This window comes from Flavobacterium sp. 9, from assembly GCF_002754195.1.
Lineage (GTDB): Bacteria > Bacteroidota > Bacteroidia > Flavobacteriales > Flavobacteriaceae > Flavobacterium.
This window is the reverse complement of record NZ_PEEU01000001.1, coordinates 4691132-4713413: the sequence shown is the minus strand read 5'-3', so window position 1 is coordinate 4713413 and position 22282 is coordinate 4691132. Positions and strand designations below refer to the sequence as shown.

21 protein-coding genes and 1 pseudogene are annotated in these 22282 nt (G+C 32.3%); 19 read left to right on the top strand and 3 right to left on the bottom strand.

Annotation, left to right across the window (positions count from 1 at the left end; translation table 11 throughout):
• Window positions 1-76: 76 nt before the first annotated feature.
• The 3 genes from CLU81_RS19630 to CLU81_RS19620 form a co-directional block, all read right to left on the bottom strand.
• The gene (locus CLU81_RS19630; protein WP_099711339.1) at window positions 77-679 is read right to left on the bottom strand and encodes a trimeric intracellular cation channel family protein; all 603 of its coding nucleotides are present in this window, start codon (window positions 677-679) and stop codon (window positions 77-79) included.
• Between the two features lie 90 nt (window positions 680-769).
• Window positions 770-1630: a hypothetical protein gene (locus tag CLU81_RS19625; RefSeq protein ID WP_099711338.1), complete on the bottom strand. Its 861-nt coding sequence runs from the start codon at window positions 1628-1630 to the stop codon at window positions 770-772.
• Window positions 1631-1746: 116 nt separating this feature from the next.
• A complete protein-coding gene (locus CLU81_RS19620; RefSeq protein ID WP_099711337.1) occupies window positions 1747-2490 on the bottom strand; it encodes an RDD family protein in 744 nt (247 codons plus the stop codon).
• 20 nt (window positions 2491-2510) lie between these two features.
• Between CLU81_RS19620 and CLU81_RS19615 the strand changes: the two genes are divergently transcribed.
• The 19 genes and pseudogenes from CLU81_RS19615 (at window position 2511) to CLU81_RS19525 (ending at window position 22276) form a co-directional block, all read left to right on the top strand.
• Window positions 2511-3476 carry a stage II sporulation protein M gene (locus CLU81_RS19615; RefSeq protein WP_099711336.1) on the top strand — a complete coding sequence of 322 codons (966 nt, stop codon included), beginning with the start codon at window positions 2511-2513 and terminating at the stop codon, window positions 3474-3476.
• On the top strand, window positions 3476-4423 hold the full coding sequence (locus CLU81_RS19610) for a hypothetical protein (protein ID WP_099711335.1): 948 nt from the start codon (window positions 3476-3478) through the stop codon (window positions 4421-4423). Before CLU81_RS19615 ends, CLU81_RS19610 begins: the two co-directional genes overlap by 1 nt.
• Window positions 4416-5189 carry a DUF4129 domain-containing protein gene (locus tag CLU81_RS19605; RefSeq protein ID WP_099711334.1) on the top strand — a complete coding sequence of 258 codons (774 nt, stop codon included), beginning with the start codon at window positions 4416-4418 and terminating at the stop codon, window positions 5187-5189. The genes CLU81_RS19610 and CLU81_RS19605 overlap by 8 nt, the downstream gene beginning before the upstream one ends.
• Window positions 5182-6390, top strand: a complete 1209-nt coding sequence (locus CLU81_RS19600) for a DUF4350 domain-containing protein (protein WP_099711333.1) — start codon at window positions 5182-5184, stop codon at window positions 6388-6390. The genes CLU81_RS19605 and CLU81_RS19600 overlap by 8 nt, the downstream gene beginning before the upstream one ends.
• 52 nt (window positions 6391-6442) lie before the next feature.
• Window positions 6443-7456, top strand: coding sequence for a MoxR family ATPase (locus CLU81_RS19595; protein WP_099711332.1), 1014 nt, complete (start codon window positions 6443-6445; stop codon window positions 7454-7456).
• A gap of 96 nt (window positions 7457-7552) precedes the next feature.
• Window positions 7553-8884 (top strand): DUF58 domain-containing protein, encoded by a 1332-nt coding sequence (locus CLU81_RS19590; protein WP_099711331.1) that lies wholly within the window; start codon window positions 7553-7555, stop codon window positions 8882-8884.
• Between the two features lie 87 nt (window positions 8885-8971).
• Entirely contained in the window at window positions 8972-10117 is a 1146-nt protein-coding gene (locus CLU81_RS19585) for a transglutaminase family protein (RefSeq protein ID WP_099711330.1), read from the top strand.
• A gap of 6 nt (window positions 10118-10123) precedes the next feature.
• Window positions 10124-10255, top strand: a pseudogene (locus CLU81_RS27325) (DUF58 domain-containing protein); the annotation flags it as partial.
• Between the two features lie 185 nt (window positions 10256-10440).
• Window positions 10441-11526 (top strand): phosphoglyceromutase, encoded by a 1086-nt coding sequence (locus tag CLU81_RS19575; protein WP_099711329.1) that lies wholly within the window; start codon window positions 10441-10443, stop codon window positions 11524-11526.
• Between the two features lie 194 nt (window positions 11527-11720).
• A complete protein-coding gene (locus CLU81_RS19570; RefSeq protein ID WP_099711328.1) occupies window positions 11721-12644 on the top strand; it encodes a DUF2167 domain-containing protein in 924 nt (307 codons plus the stop codon).
• Window positions 12645-12833: 189 nt separating this feature from the next.
• Window positions 12834-13625: an RNA methyltransferase gene (locus tag CLU81_RS19565; protein ID WP_099711327.1), complete on the top strand. Its 792-nt coding sequence runs from the start codon at window positions 12834-12836 to the stop codon at window positions 13623-13625.
• 16 nt (window positions 13626-13641) lie between these two features.
• On the top strand, window positions 13642-15180 hold the full coding sequence (locus tag CLU81_RS19560; protein ID WP_099712813.1) for a serine hydrolase: 1539 nt from the start codon (window positions 13642-13644) through the stop codon (window positions 15178-15180).
• A gap of 191 nt (window positions 15181-15371) precedes the next feature.
• On the top strand, window positions 15372-17594 hold the full coding sequence (locus CLU81_RS19555) for a bifunctional (p)ppGpp synthetase/guanosine-3',5'-bis(diphosphate) 3'-pyrophosphohydrolase (protein WP_099711326.1): 2223 nt from the start codon (window positions 15372-15374) through the stop codon (window positions 17592-17594).
• A gap of 106 nt (window positions 17595-17700) precedes the next feature.
• On the top strand, window positions 17701-18249 hold the full coding sequence (locus CLU81_RS19550) for a hypothetical protein (RefSeq protein ID WP_099711325.1): 549 nt from the start codon (window positions 17701-17703) through the stop codon (window positions 18247-18249).
• Between the two features lie 184 nt (window positions 18250-18433).
• Window positions 18434-18892 (top strand): Fur family transcriptional regulator, encoded by a 459-nt coding sequence (locus tag CLU81_RS19545; protein WP_029268726.1) that lies wholly within the window; start codon window positions 18434-18436, stop codon window positions 18890-18892.
• A 93-nt stretch (window positions 18893-18985) separates the two neighbouring features.
• Window positions 18986-20257, top strand: coding sequence for an adenylosuccinate synthase (locus tag CLU81_RS19540; RefSeq protein ID WP_099711324.1), 1272 nt, complete (start codon window positions 18986-18988; stop codon window positions 20255-20257).
• Window positions 20258-20313: 56 nt separating this feature from the next.
• Window positions 20314-20895, top strand: a complete 582-nt coding sequence (locus CLU81_RS19535) for an NUDIX domain-containing protein (protein WP_099711323.1) — start codon at window positions 20314-20316, stop codon at window positions 20893-20895.
• 110 nt (window positions 20896-21005) lie between these two features.
• Window positions 21006-21248: a hexameric tyrosine-coordinated heme protein gene (locus CLU81_RS19530; protein WP_099711322.1), complete on the top strand. Its 243-nt coding sequence runs from the start codon at window positions 21006-21008 to the stop codon at window positions 21246-21248.
• Window positions 21249-21484: 236 nt separating this feature from the next.
• Complete coding sequence (locus tag CLU81_RS19525; RefSeq protein ID WP_099711321.1) at window positions 21485-22276, top strand: DUF4261 domain-containing protein; 792 nt, start codon at window positions 21485-21487, stop codon at window positions 22274-22276.
• Window positions 22277-22282: the final 6 nt, after the last annotated feature.

Here is a 22282-nt window from a genome sequence, read left to right as displayed (position 1 = left end):
TCAAGGATTAATTAAATTTTCAGCCAAAGAAAATCTTTTTAATCCCTGAATCTGTGGCTAATATCGTTTAAAATTTTTATTTGTGGTCAAATGCACGTAAATACCATTTGTATTTTACTGCCATTAATCGAACTGTAATAATTACAAGTGATGTTACTAAATATAAAACATCGTCGTTTAGATTCAATTTTCTTAGAGCAAAAAACACAATTCCGCCCAAAATACAGATCGTAGCATAAATTTCTCTTCTAAAAATAGTTGGAATTTCGGTACATAAAATATCACGCGTTACACCTCCAAAACAAGCCGTCATGGTTCCTAAAGCAATACAAATTACGGGATGCAAACCAATCATAATGCCTTTTTCAAGACCTATTAAAGTAAAAACTCCTAACCCAATTGTATCAAACAAAAACAAAGACGTTCTTAATTTATCAAACTTTTTTCTGAAGAGAATTGCCAATCCAAAACCTAAAATAATTACGTAAACATATTGCAAATCACGCATCCAACCCACCGGAGTTCTGCCAATTAATACATCTCGCAATGTTCCTCCTCCAACGGCGGTTACAAATGCAATGATAAAAACCCCAAAAGGATCGAGTTTTTTGTGCATTGCCGTCAAAGCGCCGGACATAGCAAAAGCCATTGTACCGATAAGATCTAATATATGAAACATTCTATATTTTTTAGGTTCAAAGGTACAAAGTTCCAAAGGTGCAAAGATTCGGATTGCCTTTAATTGTACTTTTTTATACTATTTCAGGGTTTATTTTTTTACGTAAATAGGACTTCTTTTCAATAAATAAGTGATCGAATCCATCCAACTGTCTTTTATAGCAAGGAACGGTTTACGCGTTTGAGAGTATATTTTTGTGGCATTTTTATACATATCAAAGTACACGGTATAGTAATAATAAACTTGCGTATTTGCTGTTGTAGTCGAAATATCATTGGTTTTAACTTTCTTGTTATTGTCGCTTACTTTTGCATTTCCGCTGTTGTAAGTTGTTGCAGTTGTTCCCGATCCAATTGTATATGAAACTTTGGCGGCTACAATATTATCAACGCCCAGAATTTTTTCGAGATCTTCAATAGGAGTTTCGTCAATATTAGTGTGATCAATTCCGGCTTTGTGCAATAAACTATTCGTTGTTCTTAAATCCTGAACAGTCAACGGAAAAATATTTGCCGATTTATCGATCAGCTTATTATAAATATCATTTTGTGCAAACTTCGCCATATCCTCAGAACTTTCCTGAGTATCAGCATTTACATAAGGAATTGGCAATACTGCAATTGTATTAGGTTTCATATCGGCAGAAGCAACATTCTGACCTGAATTATTTGAGGTTGTATTTGAAGAAGTATTACTTGCAGATACATCAAAAGTTTGTGAACGTCCGCTGGCAAAATCTATTCTGGCAATTTGAGAAACGTCAAGCGAAATTTGAAGTGTTTCTCCCGGCAAAGAATATTCAACGGTTTTATCAGACATTTTTGCAATCGTACATTCAATAATCTGGTAATCTCTTTTTATTATTTTATCTAATTTTTTTCCTCCTTGTGCAAAAGAAAAAACTGAAACTAGTAGTAATACTAATACGGCAATTACTTTATTAATTTTCATGGTATTTAGATTAAATTTCCCTACTCTTAGGCTTTTCGGTTACGCCTTTTATAAATATCGAAAGTATATACAAAGTTACGAAATCCTAAACCAACACCCCTAAAAAACAAAATTAATTACATATTTTGTGTGTAAAAATTATAATCTTTAAGAATAACTCTAAGAAAGTCACTATTGTTTCCTGATTGATTTTTAATTCCGGTCACGCTTTCAATCTTAGCAACTAGTTTATAGATCATTTCGTGGTCGTTTTTGGCATCTGCTTTTTGAAACGTTTCTTTAATAATTCTCATATCATTATCAGATAATTTAATTACTAAAGGATATGTTGGCACATAAGCATCTCCAATTTCTTCTAAAATTGTGTGGCTTATATCAATTTTATTTTTCAAAGTTATAACTGCCGTTCCTGCCGCCATGTCACCTAATCGCTGTGCTTTTTTGCTTGTAACAACGGCAATTAATCCAACAAGTCCATAAAGCAATGTAAAATCAATTAGTCTAAAAAACCATCGAATTAAATAATCGCCAAAATCTGCCTGATAACCGTCGATTTTGACCACTTTTATTTTTACTAACTTTTTTCCAATCGTTTGTCCTTCAAAAACACTTTCCTGAATGATGGAATAAAGCATAATTGGTAAATAAAAGAGTAAAAGTATCGACATAACAGACCATGAATCTAGTTTATCGAACATTTTATCGAAATGTAACCCGTAAAAAAACACTAATAAAACAACTATTACATAGGAGATTTTGATAAGCAAGTCAATGAAATAGGAACCTAAGCGTTCACCAACCGATGCCGCTATAAAATTTATTTTAACATTTTGTGTCGTGTTAATAGATAATTCTGACATATTTTATATTTTAGCCTACAATGAGAGAAGTCGCCTTCATAAAACAAAATAAAGAAAAATGGCTGGAATTTGAACTAGCTATTTTTGGTAAAGCTAAAAAAAATCCTGATGAGTTAGCTAATTTGTACATTCAATTGATGAATGATTTGTCGTATGCCCAAACTTATTATCCCAAAAGTAAAACGGTTATTTACTTAAATCACTTGGCATCGCAGATTTATCAGAAGATATACAAAACAAAACGAACGGAAAAAAACAGATTGCTGGAATTCTTTAAAACAGAAGTTCCTTTGCTCGTTTACGAATATAAAAGATATTTGATGTATGCTTTTATCTTGTTTTTTGCGACTGTAGCAATAGGTGTTGTTTCGGCAAAATACGATCCTAATTTTGTTCGCTTGATTTTGGGAGATTCGTATGTAAATATGACTTTGGAAAACATCAAAAAAGGTAATCCAATGGCTGTTTACGGTTCCGGAACCAATTGGGGAAGTTTTATTGGTATCACCTTCAATAATCTAAAAGTTGGTGCGCAATGTTATTTTTATGGCATTATGGGCGGAATAGGAACTTTTTGGATATTCCTGCAAAACTCAATTATGCTGGGATCTTTTCAGTACTTTTTCTATGAGCAGGGAGTTTTCTGGAAAAGCGTTCGCGGAATCTGGATTCACGGTTCTATGGAAATTTTTGCTATCGTAATAGAAACTACGGCAGGATTTATTCTTGGCGCTTCGATATTGTTTCCTAAAACTTTTTCGAGAATGAATTCTTTTAAAATTGGCTTCAAAAACAGTTTCAAAATATTCCTGAGTACTTTTCCTTTTACGATTAGTGCAGGTTTTCTCGAGGGTTTTATCACGCGTTATTCGATTGATATGCCAAACTGGTTAAGCTCTTTTATTATTTTATTTACACTGGGAATCATTTCATTTTATTATCTGGTTTATCCCTTTATTGTTCACAAAAAAACAACTTCATTATAATGTTTGAACTTTTCAAAAAAAGACAATTAGGCGACTATATAATAGACACTTTTACATTTATTAAAAACTTTGGAAAACACTTTTTTAAGATTTTCTTCATCATGAATGGAGCTTTCTTAATTATAGTAGCTGCATTGGTTTACTGGTTTTTGAAAATTAATTTTTCAGTCGTATTAGAAAACAATTCAGGACAATTTGAATCAAATTTCCTGCACTATTTCAATGATAATTATGCCGTTTTTATTGGTTTTATAGTGCTCTTTTTTGTTGTAATATTACTTTTATCACTATTCAATTCTTCTTATCCAATTTTGTATCTAAAATTAATCGCGCAAAAAAACACTAATGATTTCACGCTTGATGATGTTTTAAAAACCTTCAGACAAAGTCTTTGGAAAATAATAAAATTCTCAATTGGACTAATATTACTTGTTGTCCCTGTTTTGATCGTGGTTATAATTTTACTATTTCTCCTTTGTTTTGTTTTAATTGGTTTTCCGCTTTTGTTAATTGCAATACCAACATTATTTACGTGGTTGAATATTAGTTTTTATACTTATTTAACAGAAGAAAAAAGCTTCTTTCAGTCTCTAAATCATGCTTATTTTTTAATGAAAAAAGATTTTTGGTCAACAATTGGTGCAACATTTTTAGTATTGATAATGATTCAAATGATACGAGGATCTATCACAATGTTCTTCTATTTCATTGGGATATTCTTCTTTTTTGCAACGGCAATTGGAAATCCTAACTTCGATGTACAACCATTTGAAGGTTCTCCAATTCTGTTTGTTTTCATTACATTAATCTTTGTTTTATTACTTACATTAGGTAATATTTTTAACAACGTGATTATGATAAATCAGGGAATTATCTATTATAGTTTAGGAGCAAAAGATAAAACGTCTACTCAGGAAATTGAATTAATTGGAACCGATAATGAATAGACTTTTAATCCTTTTATCTTTTCTTTTTTTCTCTGGTATCTCGCATGCTCAGGATTCTTTGGCTACAGCCGAACCTCCAAAAATTGCTTCGATAAAATATACAGAGAAAGACATTCAAGTTGATTCGAGTACAATTGAAGCCAAAACTTTCAATAAAAACTTCAAAAAGAAATACACAGATTCAGATTTTGTCTATGAATATAAAACGCCCGAAAAAAATGCCTGGGATCGTTTTAAGGATTGGCTGGCAAGCGTTTTTAGAAGAATATTCAGTTTTGAAAATACAGCAAGTTCAATCAAATTTGTTTCAATTCTATTGAGAATTATTGCAGTTTTAGTAATTATAACTGTGATTTATCTCATTGTAAAAGCTTTGATTAATAAAGAAGGACAATGGATTTTTGGCAAAAACGCTCAAAAAAAGACGATCTATTATACTGATATCGAAAAAAACATACATCTTTTAGATTTTGAAAAACTGATAAAAGAAAGCATAAATTCCGGCGAAAAAAGAATCGCAATTCGGTATTATTATCTATGGCTTTTAAAAGTCATGGCGCAGAATCATTATATAGAATGGGATATCGAAAAAACAAATTCTGATTATTTATACGAGCTTCAAAGACCTGTGCACAAAGAAGAATTCACTTATTTATCTTACTTGTATAATTATATTTGGTACGGAGAATTTCAAATTGACGAAATCTCATTCAACAAAGCAGAAAACAGATTTAAGAAAGCCTTAAAAACCTTTAGCAATGGATAAAAATATCAAAATTTACATCGCTATTCTGGTTTTTGTTTTAGCATTAATTTTAGTAGCAGATCGCGATCAGCCAAAACCTATCGATTGGAGTCCAACGTATTCTGTCAATGACAAAATTCCGCTTGGATTATATGTTTTTGACAAAGAAATTCATGGCTTTTTAAAGCCTCAGAAATTAGAAAAAATAGTAACTGAAACTCCTTATGAGTTTTTGGATTCTAAATATGATGAAGATACTTTAGTCGAAAATTATTCTATAAAAGGTACAATTTTAAACATTTCAGAAGCAAACAATATTGATAATCAGTCTATGACCGAAATTTTCTATTTTGTATCTCACGGAAACAATGCTTTTTTGAGTATGAGAGAGTTTCCAAGTGCAATTTTAGACAGTTTAAAACTAAGAACCAATGTAAATTTCGGACTTCCGGATAGTAACTCGACTTGGCTTGCCAATAAAAAAGTGAGTTCCAAAACCTATCATTTAAAAGAAGGAGTTGGTGATGATTATTTTTTAAAAATTGATACTTTAAACACTACTGTTTTAGGTTATCAAAGTTATGTACCAAAGCAAAAGCATGTTAATTTTATAAAAGTAGCGTACAAAAGCGGCTATTTTTATTTACATACGCAGCCAGCGGCATTTAGTAATTTTCATTTATTGAAAAAAGATCATTATCAATATGCTGAAAATGTGCTTTCTTATTTACCAAAAGGAGACGTTTTTTGGTATACAAAAGGAATAAACGATGAGAAAATTTCGCAATCACCATTGCGTTATATTTTTAGTCAGCCAGCTTTAAAATGGGCTTGGTATTTATCCTTAATCGGGATATTGATTTTTATAATTTTTAATGCAAAACGAAAACAACGCATCGTTCCAATCCTGAAACCTTTGCCGAATTTAACGATTGATTTTACAAAAACCATCGGTAATTTGTATTATCAGGAAGGCGATCACGATAATATTATTGATAAAAAAATCATTTATTTCCTGGAACGAATCCGAAATGAATATTTACTGGACACCACAAAACTAGATGACGATTTTATCAAAAAATTGCATTTAAAAAGTGGCAAAGATGAAACTGATATTCGCGAACTTGTATTCTTAATCAACGAACACAGAAAGAGTTATCACGGAAGTCTTGAAGAAGATTTAATCAGAATTAATAACGCAATAGAAAAGGTTTTAAATTAATATAAAAACATTTTCACAGATTAAAATAAGCAACTAAAGAAAACATACCAATATGGACGATATCAATACACCAGAAACCGAAATCACGAATGAAAATGTGAATTTTGAAACCAGAATAAATTTAAGCCCGCTTTTAGATCACGTTAACAGCATCAAAAAAGAGCTTGAAACTGTAATTGTTGGACAACATAAAATGATCGATCAGCTTTTGGTTGCGATACTTTCAAACGGACACGTATTGCTTGAAGGTGTTCCTGGAGTTGCCAAAACGATTACGGCTAAACTATTGTCTAAAACGTTGAATATTGGCTTTAGCCGAATTCAGTTTACACCGGATTTGATGCCGTCAGATATTTTAGGAACTTCTATTTTTAATCTTAAAACTTCTGAATTTCAGTTTAAACAAGGACCAATTTTTTCGAATTTAATTTTGATTGACGAGATCAACCGTGCTCCTGCAAAAACTCAGGCGGCACTTTTTGAAGTTATGGAAGAACGTCAGATTACAATTGACGGTTCGGCTTATCAGCTTGAAACTCCTTTTTTGGTTATTGCAACACAAAACCCAATTGAGCAAGAAGGAACTTATCGTTTGCCGGAAGCACAATTAGACCGTTTTCTATTCAAAATCACGATTGATTATCCAAAATTAAACGAGGAGATTTTAATTATCCAAAGAGAGCATTTATTGCAGGATCACGGAAAATTAGAAGCTATAAAAGCAGTACTTTCTGCAGTAGAAATAAAAGAATACCAAGCTTTAGTAAAACAAATTAGAGTTGAGCAGAATTTATTAGAATACATTGCCAGAATTGTAGTAAACACGCGCGAAAATGCCTTTTTGTATTTAGGTGCTTCGCCTCGTGCTTCGATTGCAATTTTGAATGCTGCCAAAGGTTTCGCTGCCATTCGCGGACGTGATTTTGTTACGCCGGAAGATATTAAAGAAGCTGCAATTCCGGTTTTACAACACCGTGTCATTGTAACTCCTGAACGTGAAATGGAAGGAATTACAAGTCCGGAAATCATTAAACAAATTATTGAAACAGTTGAGATTCCAAGGTAATTGTTAATTATTAATGGTTAATTATTAATTGTTAACTATTTATACATTAGCGGAGAACCTGAAACTTGAAACAAGAAAAACCTGAAACTAAAAACTGTGAAATTCATAAAAAGTCTATACCTGAACAACTTCTTTTTCTATGTGCTTTTGAGCATCATCGGAATGTTTGTTTGTGCTTTTATTTTTCCGAATTTATATAATGCCGTTTGGTTTGTGGTTCTGATTTTAATCACATTTCTGGGACTTGATATTTTGCTTTTATATTTTGCAAAAACAGGAATTGAAGCAACTCGAAATACACCTGAAAAACTCTCAAATGGCGATTTGAATCCGATAAGTGTTAGTATCAAAAACCATTATACTTTTACTATTTCGGTAAAGATTATTGACGAAATTCCGTTTCAGTTTCAAGTTCGTGATTTCAAAATTATAAAGAAAATTAAAGCTTCCGCCGAAAAAGAATTTGGTTATGATTTGCGTCCAACAGAACGTGGCGAATATTATTTTGGAAATTTAAATCTTTACGTTTCTTCGCCTTTAAAGCTAATTTCAAGAAGATTTATTTTCGATAAAGATCAAATGGTGCCAACATATCCTTCTTTTATTCAATTGAGGAAATATGATTTATTGGCTTTTTCGAATAATTTACATCAATACGGAATCAAAAAAATACGCCGAATTGGTCATACCATGGAATTTGAACAAATTAAAGAATATGTTCAGGGCGACGATCTTAGAACGCTAAACTGGAAAGCTACAGCGAAGAAAAATTCGTTGATGGTGAACCAATTTCAGGACGAAAAATCGCAATCTGTTTATATGGCAATTGACAAAGGCCGTGTGATGCAAATGCCTTTTGACGGATTGAGTTTATTGGATTATGCTATAAATTCGACTTTGGTTTTGTCAAATGTTATCTTGAAGAAACAAGATAAAGCGGGAATTTTTGCTTTTTCTAAGAAAGTAGAAAACAGAGTTTTTGCAGAGAAAAGATCTTCGCAAATGCAGAAAATTCTGGAAACTTTATACAACATCAAAACTGACTTTTTTGAAAGTGATTATAGTCGTTTGTATGTCGATATCAAGAAAAATATCAATCAGCGAAGTTTGATTATTTTATATACTAATTTTGAAACAATGGACGGTTTAAATCGCCAATTGCCTTATTTAAAAGGAATTGCAAAAAACCATTTATTAGTTGTTGTTTTCTTTAGCAATACTGAATTGAATGAATTGATTAACCGAAAAACAAATACGATTCAGGAAATATACGATAAGGTAATTGCTGAAAAGTTCATGTTTGAGAAAAAACTCATTGCCAACGAACTCAAAAAATACGGAATTTACTCCGTTCTTACTCAGCCTGAAAACCTGACTTTGGATACGATTAATAAATATTTAGAGATTAAGGCAAGGGGAATTTTGTAGTGAAATATAAAATGATATTTTTTTATTGAGATCACAATTTACTTAGAAGTATTAAGATTTAAAACAGAACATTAGAAATAAAAACGAATGAAAATAAAAATTAGTCTTATTGTAATTTTTGCCATTTTTTCACAAACGATTACAAGTCAAAAAAGTATTCCAACAATAAAAGCAATATCAACAAAACTTGATATTCGAGACGGAAATAGTTTTAAACGACAATCATGGACTATTTCTCCACAAATAAATCCGGATGTATACGAAACTTCTTCTTTAGGACAAAAAGTTACATTTATTACTGATAAAGATTCAATTACTGTAAAAATAAAAAAAGACACAAAGTTAGATTTTATTATTTTACTTAATGATTCTACAAAAGCATATACTCAGATTAAATATAAAGCGGTACCGCAGTATTTGGAAAAATTAAAAAATGCAGAAAAATACAATTACTCTGATAACCGATTCATTCCAAATTTCAGCTATCAATCAATAGAAAATCCAAATTTGGTAAAAATTAGAAAAGATTTAAAATTAGATTCAATTGCCGGAACTGGTAATGAAATTTCGAAAATTCTAAATTTACTTCATTGGGTTCATAACACCATCAGACACGATGGCGCTTCAAGCAATCCGGCTTCAAGAAATGCAATCGACTTAATTAAAGTATGCAAAACAGAGAATCGTGGACTTAATTGCAGAATGATGGCAACAATTCTTAATGAATGTTACTTGTCTTTGGGAATAAAATCAAGATATATTACTTGTATGCCAAAAGAGACCCAATTTGATGATTGTCATGTTATCAATATGGTTTACAGTAATGAGTTTAAAAAATGGATTTGGATTGATCCTACCTTTAATGCTTATGTTATGAATGAAAAAGGAGAATTGCTTAGTATTGCAGAAGTACGCGAAAGATTAATTAAAGGGAAAACTTTAATTTTAAATCCTGAGGCAAATTGGAATAACCAAGCATCACAAACCAAAAAGGAATATTTAGAAACCTATATGGCAAAAAATTTATATAGGTTACAAACTCCTTTGGTTAGCGAATATGATTCAGAAACATGGAAAAATGTCAAAGAAATAACTTACGTTGAATTGTTGCCTTTGGATGGTATTGAACAAACTCCGCAAAAATCGGAATCGATTAACAATCAAACAAAAGTAAATTTCACCTATTACAAAACGAATAATCCAAATTTGTTTTGGACAAAACCAACAGAATAAGAAAAGATGTTTGAGAAAAAACTCATTGCGAACGAACTCAAAAAATATGGGATTTATTCGGTTCTTACTCAAACTGAAAATCTGACTTTGGATACTATTAATAAATACCTGGAGATTAAGGCAAGAGGGATTTTGTAGTTTTATCTTCTATTAACTTATAGTTACATTACGTTATCACGTAAAAATTGATTGATTAAATTAAGTAGTTTTGAAGCAAAATTCAAACGAATCAATATAATTTCAAATTAAGAATATTCAAAAAACATTTGAACCTTTGAATGTTTGTGAATTTGTTCCTTATTAACCATTGTAACTCAAAAAATATGAAAAAACTAATTGCATTCGCATTCGTTTTCACAAGTTTTTTGTCTCATGCACAAAAAACAGAAAACATCATTATTATTACCACTGACGGTTTTAGATGGCAGGAAATTTTTAAAGGAATGGATTCGGCTATTGCCAATGATAAAAAATTTAATCAGGGCGATAGTACTTATATCTATAAAAAATACTCCAGTTCAGACTTTAAGGAATCACGCAAAAAAATCATGCCTTTTTTATGGTCAGAAATTGCAACAAAAGGACAAATTTATGGCAATCGCGATTTAGGAAATAAAGTAGATGTTTCGAATCCGTATTGGTTTAGTTATCCTGGATATAGCGAGATTATGACCGGAAATGTTGACGTTGCAGTAAATTCTAATGGTTATAAAGCGAATCCAAATGTGAATGTTTTGGAGTTTTTAAATCAACAATCAAAACTAAAAGGGAAAGTTGCGGCTTTTGGAGCGTGGGATGCTTTTGACCGAATTTTAAACGAAGAAAGAAGTGGTTTTCCTGTAATTTCTGCCTTTGATAATGTTGGAGGAAAAAAAACAACTGAAACGGAAAAACTACTAAATGAAATGCGCAATAATTCGTTTAAGCCTTTTCATGAAGATGAATGTCTGGATGTTTTTACACATTATCAAGCTTTAAATGAGCTGAAAACTAAAAAGCCAAAAGTACTTTATATCGCTTACGGAGAAACTGACGAATGGGCGCATGCAGGACATTACAGATCGTATCTTGATGCTGCAAATCAAGTAGACAAATGGATTAAAGAAATTTGGGATTTTGTTCAAAATGATCCACAATATAAAAACAAAACTACTTTGATAATCACGGTAGATCACGGTCGCGGTGATAAAACAAAAGCCCAATGGACAGATCACGGCGCTGATGTTCCGGGTGCATCACAAATTTGGTTTGCCGCAATGGGACCTGAAATCGCTCCAAAAGGCGAAGTAAAAACAGATTCTCAGTTGTATCAAAAACAAATTGCCCAAACAATTGCCAAAATCATGGGATACACTTTTACAACCACACATCCTGTTGCTGATGAGATTACTGAAGTGACTAAAAAATAATATTTTTTTGCCACGAATTGCACAAATTTCTACGAATCAGAATTTCGCTTAAGCGCGAATAAAAATTAGTGCAAATTCGTGAAATTCGTGGCAAACTTTTTCTATAAACCTTTGCAACTTAAAAAAACCTTAGAAACTTAGCATCTCAAAATCTTAGAACCTTCAAAATAATCAACCAAAACCAATTTATTTCAATGAAAAAATTTCTACCATTTCTTTTTTTAATTGCCTTTTTTATCCCCAAAATTGCAGCTCAGGAACCTAAAAACAATGATGAGCTTTTTGAGAAAACTTTAAATTACCAATCAGGAAAAATTACTTTACCAGAAGGAGACGGGACATTAAATGTTCCAGCAGGATTTAAATTCCTTAATGCTGAACAAACACAGGGAGTTTTGACAAATTTATGGGGAAATCCAGAAGATAAAAGTGTTTTAGGATCTCTTGTACCTGACGGAAAAGGAGTTACACATAGCAATAGTTGGATGTTTGTTATTAGTTATCAAGGAGATGGTTTTGTAAAAGACGACGATGCGGGAGATATTGACTATGACGATTTGCTAAAAACCATGAAAGAAGATGTTCAGACAGAAAATGAAGAACGTAAAAAAGGTGGTTATCCCGAAGTGCAATTAATAGGCTGGGCGTCAAAACCTTATTATGATAATAACTTGAAAGTATTGCATTGGGCAAAAGAATTAAAATTTGGTCAGGATCAAGCCAATACTTTAAACTATGATTTAAGAGTTTTGGGACGAAAAGGAATGTATAATATTTCGGCAGTTGCGGGAATGAGTGAACTTGCAGAAGTAAAAGCAAGTATTCCCGGAATCTTGAAAAGTGTTGAATTCAATGACGGACACAAATATTTAGACTTTGATGCAGATACTGATACTGTTGCTGCGTGGACTATTGGCGGATTAGTTGCCGGAAAAGTCCTTGCAAAAGTTGGTTTCTTTGCTATTCTTGCCAAGTTTGGTAAAATTATATTTTTAGCAATTGCAGCAGGTTTTGCTGCTTTCAAGAAATTTTTATTCGGTAAAAAAGATCAGGTTACTACAAGACCAGAGGAAGAAGAAACTGTACTTTTAGAAGAAAATAATTCTACACAGGAATAAATATTTTTTGCCACGAATTGATCGAATCACTTTTTTATTTCAATGCGAAAAAAATTAATGCAAATTCGAGCAATTCGTGGCAATTTTTTTATTTCATTTTAAACTTTGCCCCTTTGTATCTCTGAACCTTTGCCCCTATTTTAAAAAATCTCAGTACCTTAGCGCCTCAGAACCTAAGTACCTTTAAGAATGAAACAAATTACTTCAATACAAAATCCGTTTATAAAATCTCTTGTTTTATTACAGGAAAAGGCAAAAAACCGCAAACAAACCGGAACATTTTTAATTGAAGGTTTACGTGAAATTTCTCTTGCTATAAAAGGCGGTTACGAAATCGAAACTGTTTTATTTTTACCTGAATTGGTTACTGAAAATGAGATTAATAAATTGGTTAATGCACCAGTTCAGTTAATCGAAATCAATAAGGAAGTTTACCAAAAACTAGCATATCGCGATACCACCGAAGGTATTTTGGCTATAGCCAAAACAAAATCGATGTCATTATCTGATTTAAAATTATCTGATAATCCATTAATTATTGTGGCCGAAGCTCCTGAAAAACCAGGAAATATTGGAGCACTTTTACGTACCGCAGATGCTGCAAATCTTGACGCAGTTTTGATCGCAAACCCTAAAAGTGATTTATACAATCCAAATATTGTACGTTCTAGCGTTGGTTGTTTATTTACGAATCAAATTGCAACCGGAACTACTGCCGAAATCATTGCTTTTTTGAAAGAAAAAAAGATTGATTTTTACTGCGCTACTTTACAAAATTCAACTTCATATCATACACAGGATTTTACTACTCCAACTGCTTTGGTTGTTGGTACAGAAGCCACAGGTCTAACGCAAGACTGGCGTGATGCAGCAACACAAAATATTATTATTCCAATGCAAGGCGAAATCGACAGTATGAATGTGTCTGTTGCTGCGGCTATTTTAATTTTTGAAGCCAAAAGACAAAGAGGATTCAACTAAACCAAAACTTTATATTATGAATTACAAATTATCTCTTTTAGCATTATTATTTAGTTTTTCCGTTTCGGCACAAATAACCAATCAAGAAGTCGATGAATTGGTAAATCGTACTATAAAAGCATTTGATGTTCCCGGAATTGCTGTTGCAATTGTAAAAGACGGAAAAGTAGTTCTGGCAAAAGGTTATGGCGTAAAATCTATAATAACACAGCAAAAAGTCGATGCAAATACGCTTTTTGGAATTGCCTCAAATAGTAAAGCTTTTACAACGGCTGCACTTGCAATGCTGGTTGATGAAGGCAAAATAAAATGGGATGATAAAGTGACAAAATATCTTCCGGATTTCAAAATGTCTGATGATTATGTAACTCGTGAATTCACTATTCGTGATTTACTAACACACAGAAGCGGACTTGGACTTGGTGCCGGAGATTTGATGATCTGGCCTGACGGAAGTGATTTTAAAGCGCAGGATATTATCCATAATTTAAGATATCTAAAACCTGTTTCAAGTTTTAGAACTAAGTATGATTACGATAACCTGATGTACATTATCGCTGGCGAAATTGTGCATGTTGTAACGGGTCAAACCTGGGCAGATTTTGTCGAAGATCGTATCATGAAACCTTTAGAAATGAACAATAGTGTCGCTTCTATTAAACGGCTAAAAGATACTAGCAATGTTATTACGCCGCACGTTCCGATTGATGGAAAACTGAAAACGATAAAACGTTATGAAAACCAACTTTTTGATGGTGCAGCCGGAATTTATTCAAGTGTAAATGATTTGAGTAAATGGGCGATTCTTCAAATCAATAACGGAAAATATGGCGATAATAAACAATTGTTTTCTGAAAAAGAACACGATGAAATGTGGCAATTGCAGACTATTATTCCGGCGAAAACAAGACCTCCATACAATACTCATTTTTCAGGTTATGGTTTAGGCTGGTTTTTAAGTGATGTAAAAGGATATAAACAAGTTTCTCATACTGGTGGTTTAGAAGGAAATGTAACGCAAACTACTTTGATTCCTGAAATAGGTTTAGGAATTATTGTTTTGACCAATCAGCAATCCGGAGCAGCTTTTAGCGCTATTACAAACACGATAAAAGACAGTTATTTAGGCATTAAACCAGACGATTACGTAACGACTTACAGCAATCGTGTGAAAGCCAGTGAAGAATCTGCTGATAAAGTAACGGATGAAGTTTGGGCAACTGTTGCTAAAAATAAAAAAGATAAACTAAAAACTGATTTTTCGAAAATTACAGGAACTTACAAAGACAATTGGTTTGGCGAAGTGACTATAACAGAGAAAAAAGGGAAAGTATATTTTGCCTCAAAGCGTTCTCCGCAACTCGTTGGCGAAGTCTTTTTCTATAAAGATGGAAATTATGTCGTAAAATGGAATAATGCTTTTTTCCATGCTGATGCTCATTTGCTTTTCAAATATGATGAAAACGGAAAAGTAATTAACCTAAAAATGCTTCCAATCTCTGAATTAACTGATTTTAGTTATGATTTTCAGGATTTGGATTTTTCGAAGGAATAATTTCAAAGTTTCAGGTTTCAGGTTTCAGGTTTCAGGTTTCAGGTTTCAGGTTTAAAACTGGACGTGAAAACAGTGCTCAAAAACTTGAAACCTGAAACTTTAAACAAAATAAACTCATTCAAAAATCAACCTTCCATTCCCTTGCGTATGTTCAAACTTATTGCTATTTTTAGTACTTGAACTATGCCGTTATGATAGAAATAGATATTGAAAAAGAAAATAAAGCAATTGCCCAAGAGTACAAAGAATTACTTCGAATCAGTTATCAGACTTTAAGCCCAACCGACAAAAAACTTATTCGTAAAGCATTTGATGTTGCCGTTGATGCGCACAAAGAACAAAGACGCAAATCTGGCGAGGCGTATATCTTTCATCCTATTGCAGTTGCAAAAATTGTTGCCTCAGAAATTGGTTTGGGAGCGACCTCTATTGCTGCGGCTTTATTGCACGATGTTGTCGAAGATACTCCAATGACCGTTGAAGATATTGAGCGTTTATTCAACCCAAAAGTCGCTCAGTTAGTTGAAGGTTTAACCAAAATATCTTTGGTTCAAAAAGATTTGAATGCTTCAATGCAAGCAGAGAATTTTAGAAAAATGATTCTTACGCTGAACGATGATGTTCGTGTAATTTTGATAAAACTGGCAGATCGTTTGCACAATATGCAAACTATGGATTCGATGGCGGAATACAAACAAACCAAAATCGCCTCGGAAACGCTTTATATTTATGCGCCACTCGCCCACCGTTTAGGACTTTATAATATTAAAACTAAACTGGAAGATTTAGGCTTAAAATATACAGAACCTGCTGTTTATAACGACATTGTTAGCAAAATTAGAGAAACAAAAGAGGAACAGGATGCATATATCAAAGACATTTCGGATGTTTTGAAAAAATCCTTAGACTTAGAAAACATTGATTATATCATAAAAGGGCGTCCGAAATCTATCTATTCGATTCGTAGAAAAATGCGCGCTCAAAATGTGAGTTTTGATGAAGTTTATGACAAATTTGCTTTGAGAATTGTCTATAAATCAGATCAACACGACGAAAAATTTGTTGCATGGAAAATATATTCCATCGTAACAGATCATTACAGACCAAGCCCGAGCCGTTTGCGTGACTGGATTTCATCTCCAAAATCTACCGGTTACGAAGCTTTGCACATTACCGTTATGGGACCAAAAGGTCGTTGGGTCGAAGTGCAGGTTCGAAGTGAACGTATGGATGAAATTGCCGAAAAAGGTTATGCAGCGCATTACAAATATAAAAACGGAGCCACAGAAGAAAGCGGTCTTGACGTTTGGTTGAATTTACTTCGCGAAGCATTAGAAAATCAGGAAACTAATGCGGTTGATTTTGTCGAAGATTTCAAAATGAATTTATATTCGAAAGAAATCTTCGTCTTTACACCAAAAGGTGAAATTAAATCATTGCCAAAAGGTGCTACTTCTCTAGATTTTGCGTTTAGTATTCACTCTGAAATTGGAATTAAAACCAGAGGAACTCGTGTAAATGGACGCTTGGTTCCATTAAATCACGAACTAAAAAGTGGTGATCAGGTTGAAGTTATTACTTCGGTTAATCAAAAACCAACGGTAAACTGGTTAGAATACGTTACAACTTCAAGAGCCAAAAATAAGATTAAAAACGTTCTTAACGAGAACACTAAAAAAATTGCCGAAGAAGGAAAAGAATTACTTACCAGAAAACTTAAGCATCTTAAAATAACGATCAATGAACAAGTAATCAATGAATTGGTTAACTTTTTCAAACTTAAAACAAGTTTAGATTTGTTTTACAGAGTTGGTATTGGTGCAATCGAAAATCAGCAATTAAAAGATTATGCTGCCCAAAAAAGCAACACGTTTATCAATTTCTTTAAAAATAAAATTAAACGAAATAAAGATACTACGGCCGCAGATGATATTCATAAACCTGTTATCAGCAGTAATTATGATATGTTGGTTTTTGGGACTGAGCATGACAAACTCGATTACAAACTTTCGCAATGTTGTAACCCAATTCCCGGAGACGATGTTTTTGGTTTTGTAACGATAAACGAAGGAATCAAAGTACATAAAAAAGATTGCCCGAATGCAATTGGAATGCAGTCAAATTATGCGTATCGTATTATGAGTGCCAAATGGATTGACTCTTCGCAAGAAGAATTCAAAGCCATTATTAACATTACCGGAATGGATGTTTTGGGACTTACAAATCAATTGACAAGGGTAATTTCGAACAATATGAGCGTGAATATTCAGAGTATTTCGTTAAGTACTGATGCCGGAATTTTTCACGGACAAATTGCTGTTATTGTAAAAAATAATACCATTTTGAAGAAAATGATTAATGCAATCAAGAAAATTGACGGTGTTGATAAAGTAACAAGAGAATACAGAACCTAAATTAGTCGAAAGCTTAAAGTCTTAAAGTCAAAAGGGGAATAATATATCGCGTGATTATTTTACTTAAATTGTTCTTTACTTAAATTATTGCTATAAATATTTTTTCATGATAAACAATTCCTTAGAAATAGAAATTCCAAAAGTAATTTTTGATGAAAACGGAGCACTTTTAATTGTTGCTTCTGAATCTTCTTCAAAAGATGATTTTGATTTTTTTCAGGGGAAATCAATTATTAGGAATAAAAAACTAAAGAAGAGATTTGCAAATTGCACTGAATGGATCGAATTTTCGTCGACTCAGGAAATGTACAAGATCCTGAACGGGATTGGGAATATTGATAATTTTCTGGCAACTTTTGACAATGAATTTTTTGAAGGAATGACAGTTCGCCTTTTTAATCCAAAAACAAAATTGTGGAGTATTTATTGGGCGGATTCTAATACAGGAACTTTGGATAAACCAGTAATTGGTTCGTTTGAAAACAAGATTGGACATTTTTTTTCGAAAGATATATTTGAAGATAAAAATGTTTTGCAAGTATTCCGTTGGGATGCCAGAGACGAAAATAATCCTGTTTGGAGTCAGGCAATGTCTGATGATAACGGAGAAACCTGGGAATGGAATTGGTATATGTACATGTCTAAAACTAAATAAAGAATTGTTAGTTTTATCATAAATAAAAATAATTATGTTAATTAAGCTTATCTGGATTCTTTAAATATTATTAGCGTAAAAGCCTTAAATTAGTGCATTATCGCTACTCAAATTAAAAGAGGAACGTTAAACTTTAAACCCGAAACTTTTATTCATTAAAAATAAAAATTTATCTTTGCCGGATATGACACTCATTTCAACTGACAACACTAGAAATCAAGAAATTGTAAAAAACGTTTTTACAATGTATCTTGAACAAAAAGGGCATCGCAAAACTCCTGAGCGTTATGCTATACTTCAGGAAATTTACGATAGCGAAGAGCATTTTGACATAGAAAACTTATATATCAAAATGAAAAACAAGAACTATCGTGTGAGTAGGGCTACTTTATACAACACGATCGAGTTATTGTTAGACTGCGCTTTGGTTAGAAAACATCAATTTGGACAAAATCAGGCTTATTACGAAAAATCGTATTTCGACAAACAGCACGATCACATTATCATGACTGATTCTGGCGAAGTAATTGAATTTTGCGATCCAAGGATTCAGACCATCAAAAAAACAATCGAAGAAATATTTGATATCGAAATTACGAATCATTCGTTGTATTTCTACGGAAACAAAAAGCAAAAACAATAATCCTGAAAGGAATTATTCAAAAAATAAAAAAAGAAAATTAACTACATTAATCAGTAGGGCAATTGAGATTGCCTCAACGCAAATTAAAACAGAATGACCGTAGATTTATTATTAGGATTACAATGGGGAGATGAAGGTAAAGGGAAAATTGTTGACGTTCTTACCTCTAATTATGATATTATTGCACGTTTTCAAGGAGGACCAAACGCAGGACATACATTAGAATTTGACGGAATCAAACATGTACTAAGAACCATTCCTTCTGGAATTTTTCATAAAAAATCAATAAACATCATCGGAAACGGTGTTGTAATAGATCCGGTAGTTTTTCAAAAAGAAATTGAAGGTTTAGAGAAATTTAACCTTGACATCAAAAGCAAATTGATCATTTCAAGAAAAGCACATTTAATTTTACCAACACACCGTTTGTTAGATGCAGCTTCTGAGGCATCAAAAGGAAAAGCAAAAATTGGTTCTACACTTAAAGGAATTGGTCCAACTTATATGGACAAAACTGGTAGAAACGGTTTACGTGTTGGAGATATCGAATTAGAAGACTTTAAAGATCGTTACAGAGCTTTAGCTGACAAACATGAAGCAATGATTGCTTTTTATGATGTAGCGATTCAATACAACTTAGATGAACTTGAAAAAGAGTTCTTTGAAGCTATTGAAGAATTAAAAAAATTAGATTTTATTGACAGTGAAGAATATATCTACCAAGCTCAAAAAGCTGGTAAATCTATTCTATGCGAAGGAGCTCAAGGTTCATTATTAGATGTTGATTTTGGAACTTATCCTTTCGTAACTTCATCAAATACTACTGCTGCCGGAGCTTGTACTGGTTTAGGAATTGCTCCTAACAAAATCAAAGAAGTTTACGGAATTTTTAAAGCTTATGTTACTCGTGTTGGTAGCGGACCTTTCCCAACAGAACTTTTTGACGAAGTTGGTGCAACAATGGCAAGAGTTGGTAACGAATTTGGATCTGTAACAGGAAGACAAAGACGTTGTGGATGGTTAGACCTTGTAGCTTTAAAATATGCTGTTCAGGTAAACGGTGTTACTCAATTAATGATGATGAAAGGTGACGTTCTTTCAGGATTCGAAACTTTAAAAGTTTGTACGGAGTATAACTACAAAGGACAAAACATTTCTCACTTTCCTTATAACATCGAGCCAGAAAACGTAACTCCTGTTTATAAAGAGTTTAAAGGATGGCAAGCTGATTTAACAGGATTGACAACTTACGATCAATTACCTATCGAGTTAAAAGAATATATTGAGTTTATTGAAGCTGAAGTTGGAGTGCCAATTAAGATTGTATCTGTTGGACCAGACAGAAAGCAAACAATAACAAAATAATAATTACTAAACGCTCTGATAACCAGAGCGTTTTTTTATACAAAACATTTCTAGTTATGAAAAATCCAAAAATTAAAGTTACTGAAACAAAGTTATTATCAGACAATTGGTATATCCTGAACAAAGTAACTTTTGATTATGAAATGAAAGATGGTAAAATAGAATCTCATATTCGCGAAGTTTATGACCGAGGAAATGGAGCTGCTATTTTACTATATAATACCTTAAAGAAAACCGTAATTCTAACGAGACAATTTCGTTTACCAACTTTCCTTAACGGAAATAAAACCGGAATGATGATCGAGGTTTGCGCAGGACTTCTTGATCAGGATAATGCTGAACAAGCTGTTATTCGTGAGACAGAAGAAGAAACTGGTTATCGCTTAAAAAAGGCTCAGAAAGTTATTGAAACTTATATGTCTCCGGGATCTGTAACCGAAATTTTATATCTTTTTGTTGGAGAATATGACGAAACCATGAAAGTGAATGATGGCGGTGGATTAGATGCTGAACAGGAAAATATCGAAGTTCTGGAATACACTTTTGACGAGGCATATGCAATGATAGAATCCGGCGAAATTACAGATGCTAAAACCATTTTATTATTACAGCACGCAAAGATAAAAGGACTAATTTAGAATTAATATTTGTTTCGAATTAAACACTGATTATCAGACATCTTAACTCATTTATCATTGAAATTTTATTTAATTTTAAATGGAGAAAAATAACTAAAAACAAAGTAATCATGTCTGATCAAGTTCAATTAATCCCGAATAATTCTCTTATAACAAACACTCCGGAAGAAGGCCGTCAATTAGCCGTAAAAATGGCTCGATTAATTATCAAAATTACTCAGCCAGACGCTGCAGTTAGAGAGAAATTACGTCCAATTTATGCAGAAGATGCAGCAATGCTAATTGCAGTTGGACAAACTGTTGCTACAGAATTTGCTACTATCGCTGCCGCAAATAATTACTGGAGAAAATAAGACTTCTCAAAGAATCACATAACTTTTATATTTATTAAAAGTTGTGTGATTTTTTCCTTTAAAGAATAACTTTACCAGATTAGTTTTAAGTTAAAAATAAAATCGAATGGACTAAAAATGTGTCTGACTTTCTATTAAATAATACATCAATAAAACCTAAACAAAAACAAAAGAGTTAATTTAGAATTATTATTTACTTTAGAATTAAATTTAACTCAACCAGAAAATAAACCTACATGGGACTATTCAGCTTCTTCAAAAAAGAAAAAACAAATTTAGAAAAAAACGAAAATAGCATTTTACTTGCTATGCCAATGTTTAACAACGGCGAAAGGTACAATATCAATGATGTTATTGAAAAGCTGAAAACATTTTGGAATTTAACAATTAGTGATTTTACAGGAGATGACAACTCTGCTATTTTTAAAATAGATGGAGAAATGGTTGCTTTAGCTTATATGCCAGCACCAATTCCTTCTGAGGATATCGAAGGAACTGCACAATACGCATATAATTGGCAAACTGCTGCTGAGGATTTAAAAAATCATAACGGACATGCAATAGTATCAATTATGTCCTCACAAAAAAATCAAAAAGAGAGATTTACTATTCTAAGTAAATTATTATGCTCAATTCTATCCACTTCAAATGCCATAGGAATTTATCAGGGAAGTCAATCATTATTAATTTCTAAATCTCAATATTTAGAAAATATAGATGAAATAAAACAACAAGGAATACCTCTTGCACTATGGATATATATAGGAATAAGACCTTCTGAAAAAGGAAATAGTATTTATACTTATGGCTTAACCGAATTCGCAAAACAGGAGATGGAAGTTATAAATTCAAAACTTCACATTGAAGAACTTTATGATTTTATATCTAATATTTCTACTTACGTAATTAATAGTAATGTAATTTTCAAAAATGGAGAAACTCTTGGTTATACAGAAAACCAAAAAATAAAAATAACATCTTCTAAAGGACAATTTATTGAAGGCCAAACTTTAAAACTAGAAATGTGATTTTTT